Origin of the sequence: Xenorhabdus hominickii (genome assembly GCF_002632725.1) — a bacterium.
GTDB classification, from domain to species: Bacteria; Pseudomonadota; Gammaproteobacteria; order Enterobacterales; family Enterobacteriaceae; genus Xenorhabdus; species Xenorhabdus hominickii.
In genome coordinates, this window is record NZ_NJAI01000066.1 from 1 (window position 1) to 895 (window position 895).

Consider the following 895-nt stretch of genomic DNA (forward strand, 5'->3'; position numbering starts at 1 on the left):
ATCGGTATCACCGGATAATGCCAATTCATCCCGGCTGATATTGCGTTGCCCGTTAAAGACCGCAAAGGTTAATCCGCGCTCTTTGGCGGTCAGGAGAAACTGTTCAAAGCCATCAATCAGGACCGAGAGGGCGTGAATGGCTTCCTGGGGGGAAGCGACGACCAGTTTGTGCTCGCGGCCGAATTGGGCACCGAGGACACCATAAAGCCGCACTGTTCGTACTGTATTCATGAGGTTACTCCAATAAAAAACCCGCCGGAGCGGGTTGATAAGTTAGGCTGATCGTTATTGTTCTCGCCATCCATACTTAATTTTTAGGCACTTAAGCATCTCATCTTTGATAATGAATGGATTTCCAGCAGCTCCCCAGTTTGCAGCTTGCTGAGTTGCAATATTCATGCACTCATATTTATCTTTCTCAAGCTCGGATAGTGATTTATGGTCATGAACCAGCATTGTTTTCGCACACCCAGACAAAAGAAATGCGAACAATGCCAATATTGCTATTTTTTTCATTATGATGTCCCTCTTTGTAGGTGCATCAATAATAGCAGATCAATAGTTATTACGAAGAATAATGACCGTCCTATCCTGCCAATACCCATCATAAGGCACCTGATTGCTGAGCTGCCCGTACAGATGGTGTAGCATCAACCCGTCACCGATATACACCCCGGCATGATTGGGTTCATTGGCTTGTACCTGCATGATGATCACATCACCCACCTGCAATCCACCGCTACACTCGGTAAACCCAGCCCCCGCATAGTGTTTCATATACAGGTTTTCGCCCCGATTCCACCAGCCCTCTGAGCGTGCAAAGTTGGGGATCTCAATATTACGCTCCAGTCGATACCAGTCACGCACAATGGCATAACAATCCCAAATGCCGTGC

At 47.4% G+C, this 895-nt stretch carries 3 protein-coding genes; all 3 read right to left on the reverse strand.

Annotated features, from left to right (window positions below):
• Positions 1–231: tail assembly protein (locus tag Xhom_RS25065; RefSeq protein WP_145957531.1), on the reverse strand; the 231-nt coding region annotated here is incomplete at its 3' end.
• Positions 232–285: 54 nt separating this feature from the next.
• Positions 286–516 carry a hypothetical protein gene (locus Xhom_RS25070; RefSeq protein ID WP_069315771.1) on the reverse strand — a complete coding sequence of 77 codons (231 nt, stop codon included), beginning with the start codon at positions 514–516 and terminating at the stop codon, positions 286–288.
• Positions 517–555: 39 nt separating this feature from the next.
• Positions 556–895, reverse strand: a 340-nt coding sequence (locus tag Xhom_RS25075; RefSeq protein WP_145957532.1) for an NlpC/P60 family protein, incomplete at its 5' end; no start/stop codon positions are given.

Excerpts from the sequence above, each read along its gene's own strand:
- Xhom_RS25070 (WP_069315771.1), bottom strand. The coding sequence starts at position 516 with ATGAAAAAAATAGCAATATTGGCATTGTTCGCATTTCTTTTGTCTGGG.